The organism is Arthrobacter sp. TJ-238, from assembly GCF_058269215.1.
Genome location: NZ_JBZCNH010000002.1, coordinates 386,945 through 400,756, shown reverse-complemented (window position 1 = coordinate 400,756; position 13,812 = coordinate 386,945). Strand labels below are relative to the sequence as shown.

Here is a 13,812-nt window from a genome sequence, read left to right as displayed (position 1 = left end):
CCCGCCGGCCTGCCCGCGCCGCATGCGAGACTGGCGCGATGCAGACCTTCCTGCCGTACCCCGACTTCGCGGCCAGCGCCCGGGTGCTGGACCAGGCGAGGCTCGGCAAGCAGCGGGTGGAGACCCTGCAGGCACTGCGCGCCCTCGTGATCCCCGACTACGGGTGGCGGCAGCACCCTGCCATCCGCATGTGGATGGGCTACGTGCCGGCCCTGACGGTCTACGGCCTGGCCATGGTGTCCGAGTGGGTGTCGCGCGGGCACGCGGACTCGACGCACCGGCAGATCCTCGAGTTCGCCCCGCACGTGCTCGACGACCCGGACGTGCCGATGCCGCCGTGGCTGGGCGAGCCCGCGTTCCACGTGAGCCACCAGTCGAACCTGATCCAGAAGGCTCCGGAGATCTACCGGAGCCGGTTCCCCGGGATCCCCGAGGACCTGCCCTACGTCTGGCCCGTGCCGGAGCAGGAGCGCATCCCGGCCGAGCCGGAGGGGAGGCGGCTGTGGGTGTGGAGGGCCGCGTCCCACCCGCCGGAGGGCGACGCGACGCTGCTGATGCCGCCCGAGCCGCCGGGGGGACGGGCCGCCCCGAAGTGGGAGCGGCAGCTCCACGTGTTCGAGGAGTCCGTGGAGGACGGCGACGCCGTGGCCATCGCCGATCCCGACGGCGAGCACTTCCGCACGGGCCGCGTGGGTCCGGTCCTCATGCACGAGGACGGCCTGCTGCGCCCGGCGCGCCTGCACGGGTGGCTGCGGCGCGCGGACTTCGATCCCCCGGCGCTGCTGCAGGACCCGCGGACGCTCTTCAGCGTGGGACTGCCGGGGGCGCTGGAGTAGGGCGTCAGGCCGAGGTGAGCTGGCGTGCCCGGTGCGTGTCGGTGATCCTCACGCCGGCGGCCTCGAGCCGGCGCCGGGCCTCCTCGCTGGGGACGACCTCGCCCACCGAGGCGTGGCGGCCGGCGGGTACCACCGAGTGGACGATCGTCTCCTCGTAGACGTGCACCAGGTTGTAGGACTGCGCGCCGTCCCGTCCGCGGGTGCCGCCGCCGTCGAACAGCAGGTCCTGCGTGTAGCAGGTGGCGCTGGCCACCGAGACCGGCACGCCGGCGAACATCGCCGTCGTCGAGTAGTGCAGGTGGCCGGCGAGGATGGTGCGCACGTCCGAGCCGCGCACGACCTCGGCGAGGGAGCGCTGGTCGCGCAGCTCCACGAGCACGGCGAGGTCCTGGACGCTGGGCACGGGCGGGTGGTGCAGGGCGAGGATGGTGCCGTGCGGTGCCGGCACCTCCAGCTCGCCCGCGAGCCAGCGCAGCTGGTCCTGGGTGAACTCGCCGTGGTGGTGACCGGGGACGGTGGAGTCCAGGGTGATGATCCGCAGGCCGTCGACGAAGTGCACGGCGTCCACGGGAGCATCGGGGCGGACGGACGGGTGGTCGTCGAGCAGGCCCGCCCGGAACGCGGCGCGGTCGTCGTGGTTGCCCATGGCCCAGATGACCCTTGCGCCGAGCCGGGCCGCCGCCGGGTCCACGATGGCCCGGAGTTTCGCGTACGCGCCGGGCTCTCCCTTGTCGGCGAGGTCACCGGTGAAGACGATGGCCTGCGGCCGGGCGCCCGAGGCCTCGAGGTCCTCGAACACCTCGCGGAGCCGTTCCTCGCTGTCCACCGCCCCGTACAGGGGCCCGTCACCGGCGATCAGGTGCGTGTCGCTCATGTGCAGGATGAAGTGCTGGGGCCGAGGATGCTCTGCCGTCCGGGGGACCATGGAACCTACTCCGATAGCTGATGGGACTTCGCTGCCTTCACCCCATCCAAGCAGGGGTAGCTGCGGGCTGCATGAACGCGCCACGGCATGGCGCGAAACATTGAGGAAACAGGCGCGCGAGGCAAGGGCTGGCGGGGCGGGAGCCCGCGTCGTAGGCTGCTCAAGCCACGTACTTCCCCAGCGAAAGGCACCACCATGGGACTCCGCCCCAGCCACATCCCCCTCCGCCTCGCGACAGGGGCGTTCATCCTCAACTCCGGTCTCGGCAAGACCAGCCTCGACGAGGGCTCGGCCGGCTACCTGCAGGCCATGGCCTCGCGGGCCTTCCCGCAGATCAGCCAGCTCGAGCCCCAGCAGTTCGGCAAGGTGCTCGCCGGCTGCGAGATCGGCCTCGGCGCGGCACTGCTCGCCCCCTTCGTCCCGAGCAGGGTCGCCGGACTCGGCCTGCTCGCCTTCTCGGCCGGCATGATGACCATGTACCTGCGCACGCCGGAGCTGACCATGGACGACGGCATCCGCCCCACGCAGGACGGCGTCGCGCTCGCGAAGGACAGCTGGATGCTGGGGATCGCCCTGTCCCTGCTCCTCGACCGCAGGAAGAAGTAGGCGCGGGAGACACGGGCGACACGGGAGACACGGGTAGATGTGCGGGCGCTTCGTCATCGCGGGCAACAGGGCCGACCTCATCGACGCCTTCGAGGTGGACGAGGCGGTCGAGGACCAGGTACGGCCCTCGTGGAACGTGGCGCCCACGGACACCGTCCAGCTCGTCGTCGAACGGCTGGACCCGGAGACCGGTGAGCTGACGCGCAGGCTCGAACTCGCCCGCTGGGGCCTCATCCCGTCCTGGGCCAAATCGTCCTCGGTGGGCTCGCGCATGATCAACGCGCGCAGCGAGACCGTCCTGGAGAAGCCCTCGTTCCGGTCGGCCGCCCTGAAACGCCGGGCGATCGTGCCCGCCGACGGGTACTACGAATGGCGGAAGAACGCCGACGGGTCCAAGACCCCCATCTACCTGCACGGCACCGACGGCGCGCACCTGGGTTTCGCGGGGCTGTACGAGTTCTGGCGCGACCCCGCGACGGTGTCCGGGGAGAACCCGCAGGGCTCGTGGGTGGTCAGCTGCACCATCATCACGCGGCCGGCGAGCGATGCCCTCGGCGAGATCCACGACCGCACACCCGTGATCGTCCCGCCGGACCTGCGAGGGGACTGGCTCGACCCGCGGAACGATTCGCGGCCCGCCGTCCAGGGGCTCCTGGATGCTATCCCCGACCCCGAGCTGGTCCCGCGGCTCGTCGGCAACCGCGTGGGGTCGGTGCGCAACGACGGACCCGACCTGATCGAGCCCTTGTCCCCGGTTGCCCCGGATGCCTAGGGTCGGGTGCAGGTGACGATCGAAGGAGACGCATGATCAGGACGGATATCGCCCCGGGGATCCACTTCATCGAGCACGCCCGGACCAATGTCTACCTCGTGGAGGACGACGACGGCCTGCTCCTGGTGGACACCGGCCTCCCCCGTTCCAAGGCCCTGCTCCTCGAGGCGCTCAGCCGGATCGGCCGGGCCCCGGAGGACATCCGCGCCGTCGTCCTGACGCACGCCCACTTCGACCACGTGGGCACCGCCGAGCACCTGCGGTCCCGGTACGGGATCCCGGTGTACTGCCACCCCGACGACGCGTTCCTCGCCGCACACCCCTACAGCTACGAGCGGGAACGCTCGCCGTTCCTCTATCCGCTGCGCCATCCGCGCGCCGTCCCCGGCCTGGTGCAGATGGCCGCCGCGGGTGCCGTGGCCGTCAAGGGCGTGGAGGACACCCTGCCGCTGACCCCCGAGGCCCTGGCCGCCCTGCCCGGTGCGCCGCTGCTGGTCCCGACCCCCGGCCACACGAAGGGGCACTGCGCCCTGCACTTCCCGGATCGTGATGCCGTGATCAGCGGCGACGCCCTCGTCACCCGCGACCCCTACACGGGCCGCCCGGGCCCGCAGGTGGTGGCCATGGCAGCGACCGCGGACTTCGCGACGGCCCTGCGCTCGCTCGACGCACTGCGCGCCACCGCCGCAGGGACCGTCCTTCCGGGGCACGGCTTCCCGTGGCGGGCCGGCGTCGACGCCGCGGTGGCGCAGGCCACCGAGATCGGCCGGCACTAGTCGGCCGGCATCGGTGATCACCACGAACGGCGCGGCCCCGGCCGGGCCGGACCACGGCATGTCCGGGAAGGGGCGATACGCTGGGCGCATGAGGTGGCTGGAGCGCAGGACGATGATGGGGTTCGCCGGTGTGACGGTCAAGCGGGCCGCGATCACCCTGTTCTCGGCGCAGGCGGTGGTCATCGGCGGGCTCGTGGGCGTGGACACCTACCAGAAGCGCCGCCGCACCCGGCGGCCCGGCTTCCCCCAGCCGGGGACCTTCCACACCACGATCGCGGACACCGACACCACGGTGTACACGTACGGCGAGGACCTCTTCGACGCCATGATCGCGGCGATCGACGGCGCGAAGCACCAGGTGCTGCTCGAGACGTACATCTGGAAGGGCGACGCCGTCGGCGCGCGGTTCCGCGACGCCGTGAACCGGGCCGCCGAGCGCGGCGTGAAGGTCTTCGTCATCTACGACGGCTTCGCGAACCTCGTGGTCAACCCGTTCTTCTACTCCTTCCACCCGCTCGTCAACGCCTACCGCTTCCCCGTGCTGCGCCCGTCGATCCTGTTCACGAACATCCGCGGCACCGGCTTGGACCATCGCAAGGTCCTCGTGGTCGACGACGAGGTCGGGTTCGTGGGCGGGTACAACATCGGCTCCCTCTACGCGACGAAGTGGCGGGACACGCACCTGGAGATCCGCGGCCCGTCCGTGTGGGAGCTCCGCGAGGCGTTCGCCAGCTTCTGGAACCTCCGCGCCAAGCCGCGCCGGCCGGAGCTGCCGGACCTGAGCGCGTCCTTCTGGGAACCGCGCATCCGCGCCGTCAACAACCTTCCTGCCTACCTCGTGTTCCCCATCCGGGGCATCTACCTGGATGCGATCAACCGCGCGAAGCACCACATCTTCATCACCACCGCGTACTTCATCCCGGACCGGCAGATCCTCGACGCCCTCCTGCGGGCAAGCCGCCGCGGCGTGGACGTCCGCGTGATCCTCCCCGAGGACTCCAACCACGTGGTCTCGGACTGGCTCTCGCGCGGCTTCTACTCGTCGCTGATCAACGCGGGCGTGCGGATCCTGCTGTACCAGAACTCCATGATCCACGCGAAGACGGCCACGATCGACGGCGAGTGGAGCACGGTCGGCACGGCGAACATCGACCGCCTCAGCCTCACGGGCAACTACGAGATCAACCTCGAGATCTTCGACCGCCACCTCGCGGGCACCATGGAGAAGATCTTCGCGGTGGATTCATCCAACAGTCGCGTGCTGACGCGTGAGGAGTGGGAGGGCCGCCACGTCGTGGCCCGCGCCAGCGAACTCATCCTCGCCCCGCTGCGTCCGTTCCTGTAGCTTTCGCCGCCGTCGTGCCCGCAGTCCCCGGTCCCGGCGCGTCCGCCGAGAACCGCTCCATGTACCCGCGCTGCGAGGAGCCCACGTGGCCTGCCATGAGGCGTTCGGCCTCGTCCGCGTTGCCTGCGTCGATCGCCGCGATGATCTGGCGGTGCTCGCCCCACGACTGCTTGCCCCGGTTGTCCACGTCCGCCGCGTAGAGCCACTCGATCTTGCCGGAGATCTGCCGCAGCAGGGCCGCCAGCGACGCGCTGCCGCTCAGCTCGGCGACGCCGAGGTGGAAGCGGATGTTCAGCTCGGGCAGGTCCGCGAGGGCGTCGGCTGCCACGGCGCGGTCGCCGTCGTCGAGGATGTCGACCAGGGCGCGGCGTGCCGTCCACCACTCGGTGCTCGGTGCCTCGCCGGCGAAGTGCGCCGTCGCGCGCAGCGCCGCACGCCGCGCGATGGTGGCCTCGATGACCCTGCGCACGGCGAACAGGTCCTCGGCGTCGTCGAGCGGGATCTGCGCCACGGTGGAGCCGGCGTAGGGACGCGACTCGACGAAGCCCTCCGCCTCCAGGGCGCGCAGCGCCTCCCGGACGGGGATGCGCGAGACCCCGTACGTGGCGGCGAGCGCGGCCTCCGTCACCCGCGTACCGGGGTGCAGCGTGCCGAGGATGATGTCGCGGCGGAGGGCGTCGAGGACGCGCTGTGGGGCGGCCGCGTCCGCCTCAGGCCGCGAAGGCCGCACCGGGGATCGCTCCAAGAAGCTCCTTCGTGTACTCGGCCCGCGGGCGGTTGAAGACATCGTCCACCGAACCGCTCTCGACGACGTCGCCCGACCTCATCACCACGACGGCGGAGGCGATCTGCCGGACCACCGAGAGGTCGTGGGTGATGAAGAGGTAGGTGAGACCGAGCCTATCCTGCAGGTCGGCGAGCAGCGCGAGGATCTGGTCCTGCACGAGCACGTCGAGCGCGGACACCGCCTCGTCGCAGATGAGCAGTTCCGGTTCGAGGGCGAGCGCCCGGGCGATGGCGACGCGCTGTCGCTGGCCGCCGGAGAGCTCGTTCGGCCGGCGCTGCGCGACGGACCGCGGGAGGGCCACCTGGTCCAGGAGCCCGCCGACCCGCGACTGGCGGCTCCGCCGGTCGCCGACGCCGAAGATGCGCAGCGGCTCGTCGATCAGGCGCTCGATGCTGTACGTCGGGTCGAGCGAACCGTAGGGGTCCTGGAAGACGGGCTGCACCTTGCGCCGGAGCGCCCGGCGCTGGGCGCCGCGCGTGGTCGCCAGGGATTCGCCGTCGATCAGGGCCTGCCCCGACGACGCCGTCTCGAGTCCGAGGATGATGCGCGCCACGGTGGTCTTGCCCGAGCCCGATTCTCCGACGACCGCCGTGGTGGTGCCGCGCGGCACCGTGAAGGACACGTCGTTGACCGCGCGCACCGTGCTGCCGCGCTGGCCGCGGAGGGCGAACTCCTTGACGAGGTTCTCGACCACGAGGATGGACGGCGCCCTGCCGTCCGTGGGAGCCGACGCCGTCAGGGGTGTCGCGTCGAGCGCCGCCGCGACGGAGGGGGCTGCTGCGACGAGCCGCTGCGTGTACTCCTCCTGCGGGGCGAGGAGGATCTGCCGGGGTGTGCCCACCTCGACGATCCGCCCCTCGGACATGACGATGATGCGGTCCGTGCGATCGGCGGCGAGCCCGAGGTCGTGCGTGATGAACAGCAGCGACGTGCCGCGCGCATCCACGAGCGACTGCAGGTGGTTGAGGATCTGCCGCTGCACCGTGACGTCCAGCGCGGAGGTCGGCTCGTCCGCGATGAGCAGCTCGGGTTCGCCCGCGAGGGCGATGGCGATGAGCACGCGCTGCCGCATGCCGCCGGAGAACTCGTGCGGGTACTGCCCGTAGCGGCGGTCGGCGTCGGGGATGCCCGCCTCGGACAGGAGGGCGACGGCCCGCTTCCGCACCTCGGCGCGGTCGGGCTTCGCCTCGCCGCGCAGGCTGGCGACGATCGCGTCGGCGACCTGCGGGCCGATCTTCATGGCCGGGTTCAGGTTGGACATCGGGTCCTGCGGCACGAGCGCCACGCGCTGCCCGCGGATGGTGCGCAGCACGGGTTCGGTCGCCGTGGCGAGGTCCTCGACGTCGCCACGCGTACGTCCGGCGCCCAGCACGATGGAGCCGTGCGAGATGCGCCCGCTGCCGGGGAGCAGGCGCAGGATCGCGCCGATCGCCGTCGACTTGCCGGAGCCGGACTGGCCCACGATGGCCACGCGCTCACCGCGCCGCATCGAGAAGCTGATCCGGTGCAGCACGGGCGTGCCGCCGAAGGCGACCTCCAGGTCCGTGACCTCCAGGATGTTCTCAGCGTCCTGCAGCATAGCCCTGTGCTCCTCGCGGGTTGGCGGCGGCGGACAGCACACCGGTCTCGTGGTCCCTGGCCACGGAGGACAGGCGCCCGAGCGACCAGTCCCCCGCCCGCGTCACGACGTGGCCCCGACGTCCGAGGTCGTCGATGACGTCCTCGCCGAGGCGGTCCTCGACGACGGCGCCGCCCGGCTCCCAGGTGCGCGGCCAGAAGGACCCGGGGATGGACGTGGTGTGCAGGGACGGCGCGTCGATGGCCTGCTGCGGCGTGTAGCCTCCGACGATGGTGCGGAGGATGTAGAGCAGCTGCCACTGGTCCTGCTGGTCGCCGCCCGGCGAACCGAGGGCGACGACGGGCCTGCCGTCCTTCAGGATCAGCGTGGGCGTGAGCGTGGTGCGCGGGCGCTTGCCGGGGTGCAGGGTGGACGGTGCGCCGTCCTCGAGCCACGTCATCTGGAGCCGCGAGCCGAGGCAGAAGCCCAGTTCGGGGATGGTCGGGGAGGACTGCAGCCAGCCGCCGCTCGGCGTCGCGGAGACCATGTTGCCGGCCGCGTCGACGACGTCGATGTGGCACGTGTCGCCGCGCGTCTCGCCGCTGCGCGACACCGTCGGTTCGCCCACCCCGGCGAAGCCGCCGCTGCCGACGAGGGCGGGCGGCGTGTAGTCGGTGCGCAGCGGCGGGGTGAAGGGCTGCATGCCTGGCACGGTCCCGGGCCTGAACTCGAGCGACGCCTCATCGGTGATGAGGGCGCGGCGCCCGGCGGCGTACTCCGCGGAGAGCAGGTACTCCATGGGGACCTCGGCGTCACCGTAGTAGGCCTCGCGGTCGGCGATAGCGAGCTTCTGCGCCTCGAGGATGGTGTGGGCGCCGAGCGCCGTGGACGGGTCGAGACGGTCGTCGTCGAACCCGTCGAGGATCGCGAGGGTCTGCAGCAGGGCTGGGCCCTGTCCCCACGGGCCGGTCTTGGCGATGGTGTGGCCGCGGAACTCGAGCGTCGTCGCGTCCTCGTAACCGGCCTCGAAACCGGCGAAGTCCTCGGTGGTGATCACGCCCGCATGGTCGAGTCCCGAGGAGTGCCGGTGCGGCGTCGCGACGAAGGCGGCGGAGGCCTGCGCCACGAGCCCGGTGCGCCACTCGAGCCGGGCGGCGTCGATGCGTTCCGCCCTGCCGGCGCCGCCCGCAGCCGCGGCGACGAGGGAGCCGAGAACCCGGGCGTAGGCCTCGTTCCGGATGACCTCGCCCTCGCGCGGCGGCCGGCCCTCGGGCATCCAGAGGGCCGCGGACGTGGGCCAGTGCTCGGTGAAGAGATCCGCCACGGCGGCGATGGTCGCACCCACGCGCCCGACGACCGGGTGGCCGTCGCGTGCGTAGCCGATCGCGAACGCGAGGACGTCCGCGAGTTCCCACGTGCCGTGGTCGCGCAGCAGCAGGAGCCAGGCGTCGACGGCGGCAGGGACGGCCGCGGCGAGGGCACCCGCGCCGGGGACGAGCTCGAGGCCCTCGGCGAGGTAGTGCTCGCGGGTGGCGGCGGCCGGGGCGGGGCCCTGGCCCATGAGGACCACCGGGCGGCCCGGCTCCTCGGCGGTGGCGAAGACGCCGGTCATGTCGCCGCCGGGTCCGTTGAGGTGCGGTTCGACGACGTGCAGGACGAAGGCGCCGGCGACGGCGGCGTCGAACGCGTTGCCGCCGCGCTCGAGAACGGCCTGCGCGGAGGCGGTGGCGAGCCAATGGGTGGACGCGGTCATGCCGAACGTGCCCTGGAGGGTGGGCCGGGTGGTGAAGGAGGGTGGGGCCGTGTACGTCATTCTTGTCACTTCCGGGTGGTGTTCGTCGGGTCGAAGGCGTCGCGCAGGGCGTCACCGAACAGGTTGAAGGCGAGGCAGATCAGGGCGATCGCGACGCCCGGGAAGATGGCCGCGCTGGGTGCGCGGAAGAGGTACTGCTGGGCGTCGGAGAGCATGATGCCGAGGCTCGGGGTGGGCGGCTGGATGCCGAGGCCGAGGAAGGACAGCAGGGCCTCGCCGATGACCGCGACCGGCATGATCACCGTGGCCTGCACGATGATCGCGGAGGTGGCGTTGGGCAGGACGTGCCGCAGCATGATCCACGTCGGCGAGGCGTCCATGGTGCGGGCGCCGAGCACGAAGTCGCTCTCCTTGATGCGCAGCGTCTCGCCGCGCACCACCCGGATCATGGTGGGGATCTGCGCGATGCCGAGCGCGATCGCCGCGTTGCCGAGGCTGGGTCCGCTGATGGCGGCGAGGCCGACGGCGATGATGAGGAACGGGAAGGCGAGCGTGACGTCCGTGAGCCGGGAGATGACGGCGTCGAACCCGCGGGAGTAGCCCGCGAGCAGGCCGAGCGGCGTGCCGATGACCACGGCGAGGAGCACGGAGAGCACCCCGACCTGCAGCGAGGTCTGGATCCCGAACAGCAGGCGCGAGAGGATGTCCCGGCCGAGGTCGTCGGTGCCGAGCGGGAAGCCCTCGGTGAGCGGGCGCTGGAACGGGGTGGCGAAGTGCACCTCGGTGGGCGGGTAGGGCGCGAGGACCGGGGCGAGGAGCGCGGCCAGCACCACGAGCACGAGCATGATGCCGCCGGTGATGCCGAGTGGGTTGGAGCGCAGGGAGGACAGGATGCGGCCGCGGCCGGAGCCGAGGCCCTCGCCGCCCGTCCCTGTTCCGGCGGGCAGTGTCTCGACGGCCATCAGTTTGCTCCTCCGACGCGGATCTTGGGGTTGACCACCGAGTACAGGACGTCCACGGCGAGGTTGATGAGGATGTAGCTGACGGTGATGATCAGCACCACGGCCTGGATCACGGGGTAGTCGCGCGTGAAGACGGCGTCGAGCGTGAGCTTCCCGAAGCCCGGCAGCGCGAAGATGCGCTCGGTGACCACGGCACCCGAGATGAGGCCGCCGAGTTGCAGGCCCACGATGGTCACGACGACGATCAGCGAGTTCCGCAGCCCGTAGCGCACGAGCACGCGGCCCCGGCCGAGGCCCTTGGCGCGCGCCGTCCGCACGTAGTCCGTGGTCATGGTCTCGATCATCGACGCTCGGGTCTGGCGCATGATGACGGCGGCGAGCCCGGTACCGAGGATCAGGGCCGGCAGCGTGAGGTAGTAGAGGCCCCGCAGCGGGTCCGAGAGCACATCCACGTACCCGGAAGCGGGGAACCACCCGAGGGTCACCGAGAGGTACAGGATCGCGAGGATGCCGAGCCAGAAGTTGGGCACGGACAGGCCGATGAGGGCGAAGGCGTTCGCGATCCATTCGGGCCAGCGTCCGCGGAACCGTTCGGCGATCACGCCGAAGACGATCCCGACGACGATCGCCACCACGATCGCGTACGCCGAGAGCCACAGCGTGACGGGCAGCGTGGTGGCGATCAGCTCCGTGACGGGCGTGCCCGTCCGGGTGGACTCGCCGAAGTCGCCGCGGAACATGTTCCCCACGAACGCGAAGTACTGGGTGACGAGGGGCTGGTCGAGGCCCATCTCCGCCCGCACGGCGGCGAGCTGCTCGGGGGTCGCCTCCTCCCCCGCCATGGCGAGCGCGGGATCGCCGGGCAGCTGCCGCACCCCGATGAAGACCACGATCGAGGCGAGGATCAGGGTGACGGCCGACTGCCAGAGCCGGGTGACGAGATAGCGGCCCATGTCAGTTCTCCTCGGCGGACGGCTCGATGAAGGCGGCGCTGCTCAGGTGCACCACGCCGTCGGCGAAGGTCTCCACACCGGCCACGTCAGTGCTGTAGGCGGTGAGGTTCCGCTGCCGGTACAGGTAGATCAGGGGGTTGTCCTGCTGCACGAGCTCCACGGCCCGGCCGTAGAGGGCCGCGCGCTCCTCGACGTCGTTGATCTGGGCCGCGCTGGTGAGCAGGTCGTCCACGGCGGGGTTGCTGTAGCCGGAGTAGTTGTTGCCGCCCCCGGTCGAGAGGAAGTTGAACATGTTGCCGTGCGGGTCGATCCGCCCGGACCAGCCCAGCTGCAGGGCCTCGAAATCACCCTGGGACTGCACGTCCAGGAGCGTGGAGTACTCCACGGGCACCACGGTGAGCTCGAAGCCGCCGTCGGCCACGGCGGCCTGGAGCGCCTGCCCGTAGCGCAGGGTGTCCGGCGTGTTCGTCACCTGCATCCGCACGGGGTACGGGGTCTCCAGGCCGGCGTCCGCGAGGAGCTTCTTCGCGCCCTCCGGATCGTACGGCGGGCAGGCCTCACTCGCTGCGGAGGCGTACGGGCTGTCGGGTGAGATGGGCGAGCAGGCGGGCTCGAACCAGCTGTTGAACACGGTGTTGACGAGGGCCTCGCGGTCGATCGACATGGACAGGGCCATGCGGACCGCCTTCTCCTGCGCGAGCGGGGTGTCGATGCTGCCCGTGGGCTCCCCCACGCCCTCGGTGTTGCCCACGTTGACCGTGAGCCCCTGGTAGCCGAGGGAACCGACCTGCAGCACGCCGACGCCGTCCTCCTTGAGCAGCGCGTCGACGTCCTGCGGCGAGATGGTGTCGGCCACCTGCACGTCACCGGAGCGCAGGTTCGCGGCGCGGATGTTCGCGTCGGTGATGATCCGGTAGGTGATCGTATCCAGGTGCACGCTGTCGGCGTCGTAGTAGAGCGGGTCGCGCTCCACGGTGATGGACGTCTGCGGCACGCGGTTCACGAACTTGAACGGCCCCACGCACACCGGGCTGGTGCCGAAGTCGGCGCCCTGCTCCGCGATCGCCTTCGGCGAGAGCATCATGCCGGCGCGGTCGGCGAGCGCGGCGGTGAGCGGTGCGAACGGCTTCTCGTAGCTGATCTGGACGCGGTCTGGGCTGACGGCCCGGATCCCGCTGATCGGTCCGAGCTCGCTCCTGCGCGTGGAACCCTCGAGGGTGAGGTGGCGCTCGAGGGTCGCACGGACGGCATCGGCGTCGAACGGCTCGCCGTCCGCGAACACCGCGTCGGTGCGCACGGGGATGGTGACGGTCAGGCCGTCCTCGGAGATCTCCGGGAGTGCCGTGGCGAGCTGCGGGACGAGCTCGCCCTCCGCGTCGATGTCGTAGAGCTTCTGGCACATGGTCTGCATGACATAGCGCGTGTAGAGGGACGACGACGTCGTCGGATCCAGGCGGTCCGGCTCGGCGGAGAGCGCCATGACGAGGTCGCCGCCCTCCCGGACGGCGGTGTCCCCGACGGGCACGCCCGTCACGTCGTCTCGCACGGGTGCCGCCGGGAGCGGCTGCACCGGCTGGCAGGCGGTCAGGGCTGCCAGGGCGACGGCGGCCGCGGCGAGCAGGCGCACCTGCCTCCCGGGACGGCGGGGCATCGGGCCCCGGGGGTACTGCGGGTAGTGCTGCATGGGGTTCCTCACGGGAGGGCGGACGGAACTGCTTCTGCACTGCAACGGGTACTCAGATTGAATACAATCACGGGTACGACGATAAGCTTCGTATACATTCGTTTCAAGGTTATTACCGAAGGAAAACATCGTGAAGAAGAACAGGGTGGCGACGGACCGCCTGCATCTGTGGCTCATGCTGGCGCTCACCTTCTCCACGGGCGTGATCGACGCCGTCGGCTACCTGGGGCTCGACCGCGTCTTCACGGGCAATATGACCGGCAACGTCGTGCTCCTGGGCATGGCCTTCGCCGGCGGCGCGGACCTCCCGATCCTGCGGCCGGCCCTCGCCCTCGTCTTCTTCATGGTCGGCGCTGCGCTCGCCGGCCGGGTGCTGAGGAAGGCGCCGGAAGGATGGTCCGGTCGAACCTCGGGCACCCTGCTGGCTGTGACGGTCGGCCTGACGGCGCTCGCGGTGTACGTGGCGCTCGTGGACGTCCACGCCGAGGAGGTGCTCGGCAGCATCACGACGTCGGTGCTCGCCACCGTGATGGGCGTCCAGGCCGCGACGGCGAAGCGCCTCAAGGTCGCGGAGATCACGACCGTCGTGGTCACCTCCACGATCACCGGCCTCGCGTCGGACTCACGGCTCGCCGGCGGGAAGAGCCCGTTCTGGGCGCGCCGTGCCTCCGCGATCGTGCTCATCATGGCGGGTGCCGTGGTGGGCGCGCTGGCCCTCTCCGTGGGCCTCTGGCTCGGGGTGGCCGTGTCCGCGCTGCTCTCCGCCATCGTCACCCTCCTCGGCCACCTGCGCCACCGGCATGACCGCAGGGAAAACAGCGCAGAGAGCGCCAAGGAATCCGCACTACGGTAGAA

General features: G+C 71.2%; 13 protein-coding genes. 6 read left to right on the top strand and 7 right to left on the bottom strand.

The annotated features are described in order from the left end of the window. The first annotated feature begins 38 nt into the window (after positions 1-38). Complete coding sequence (locus AC4D2O_RS05200; RefSeq protein WP_490905557.1) at positions 39-836, top strand: MSMEG_6728 family protein; 798 nt, start codon at positions 39-41, stop codon at positions 834-836. A gap of 4 nt (positions 837-840) precedes the next feature. Here AC4D2O_RS05200 and AC4D2O_RS05195 read toward each other — a convergent pair whose 3' ends face one another. After that, entirely contained in the window at positions 841-1,710 is an 870-nt protein-coding gene (locus AC4D2O_RS05195) for a phosphodiesterase (protein WP_490905556.1), read from the bottom strand. Between the two features lie 246 nt (positions 1,711-1,956). Between AC4D2O_RS05195 and AC4D2O_RS05190 the strand changes: the two genes are divergently transcribed. From AC4D2O_RS05190 to AC4D2O_RS05175, 4 genes are all read left to right on the top strand, one after another. Beyond that, on the top strand, positions 1,957-2,367 hold the full coding sequence (locus AC4D2O_RS05190) for a hypothetical protein (protein ID WP_490905555.1): 411 nt from the start codon (positions 1,957-1,959) through the stop codon (positions 2,365-2,367). Between the two features lie 37 nt (positions 2,368-2,404). Beyond that, positions 2,405-3,139: an SOS response-associated peptidase gene (locus AC4D2O_RS05185; protein ID WP_490905554.1), complete on the top strand. Its 735-nt coding sequence runs from the start codon at positions 2,405-2,407 to the stop codon at positions 3,137-3,139. 32 nt (positions 3,140-3,171) lie between these two features. After that, positions 3,172-3,915 (top strand): MBL fold metallo-hydrolase, encoded by a 744-nt coding sequence (locus tag AC4D2O_RS05180; protein ID WP_490905553.1) that lies wholly within the window; start codon positions 3,172-3,174, stop codon positions 3,913-3,915. Between the two features lie 88 nt (positions 3,916-4,003). After that, positions 4,004-5,260, top strand: coding sequence for a phospholipase D-like domain-containing protein (locus AC4D2O_RS05175; protein WP_490905551.1), 1,257 nt, complete (start codon positions 4,004-4,006; stop codon positions 5,258-5,260). Here AC4D2O_RS05175 and AC4D2O_RS05170 read toward each other — a convergent pair. From AC4D2O_RS05170 to AC4D2O_RS05145, 6 genes are read right to left on the bottom strand one after another with little or no spacing between them, the layout of a single operon-like run. Continuing rightward, positions 5,229-6,005, bottom strand: coding sequence for a GntR family transcriptional regulator (locus tag AC4D2O_RS05170; RefSeq protein WP_490905550.1), 777 nt, complete (start codon positions 6,003-6,005; stop codon positions 5,229-5,231). The two genes, AC4D2O_RS05175 and AC4D2O_RS05170, sit on opposite strands and share 32 nt — an antisense overlap. After that, complete coding sequence (locus AC4D2O_RS05165; protein ID WP_490905549.1) at positions 5,971-7,626, bottom strand: dipeptide ABC transporter ATP-binding protein; 1,656 nt, start codon at positions 7,624-7,626, stop codon at positions 5,971-5,973. Before AC4D2O_RS05165 ends, AC4D2O_RS05170 begins: the two co-directional genes overlap by 35 nt. Next, on the bottom strand, positions 7,610-9,418 hold the full coding sequence (locus AC4D2O_RS05160; protein WP_490905548.1) for a gamma-glutamyltransferase family protein: 1,809 nt from the start codon (positions 9,416-9,418) through the stop codon (positions 7,610-7,612). Before AC4D2O_RS05160 ends, AC4D2O_RS05165 begins: the two co-directional genes overlap by 17 nt. Before the next feature lie 5 nt (positions 9,419-9,423). Further along, on the bottom strand, positions 9,424-10,320 hold the full coding sequence (locus AC4D2O_RS05155) for an ABC transporter permease (RefSeq protein WP_490905547.1): 897 nt from the start codon (positions 10,318-10,320) through the stop codon (positions 9,424-9,426). Further along, positions 10,320-11,273, bottom strand: a complete 954-nt coding sequence (locus AC4D2O_RS05150; RefSeq protein ID WP_490905546.1) for an ABC transporter permease — start codon at positions 11,271-11,273, stop codon at positions 10,320-10,322. The genes AC4D2O_RS05155 and AC4D2O_RS05150 overlap by 1 nt, the downstream gene beginning before the upstream one ends. A 1-nt stretch (position 11,274) precedes the next feature. Next, the gene (locus tag AC4D2O_RS05145) at positions 11,275-12,957 is read right to left on the bottom strand and encodes an ABC transporter substrate-binding protein (RefSeq protein WP_490905545.1); all 1,683 of its coding nucleotides are present in this window, start codon (positions 12,955-12,957) and stop codon (positions 11,275-11,277) included. A 130-nt stretch (positions 12,958-13,087) separates the two neighbouring features. Here AC4D2O_RS05145 and AC4D2O_RS05140 point away from each other — a divergent pair, with 130 nt between their 5' ends. Next, a complete protein-coding gene (locus AC4D2O_RS05140; RefSeq protein ID WP_490905544.1) occupies positions 13,088-13,810 on the top strand; it encodes a YoaK family protein in 723 nt (240 codons plus the stop codon). The last annotated feature ends 2 nt before the right edge of the window (positions 13,811-13,812 follow it).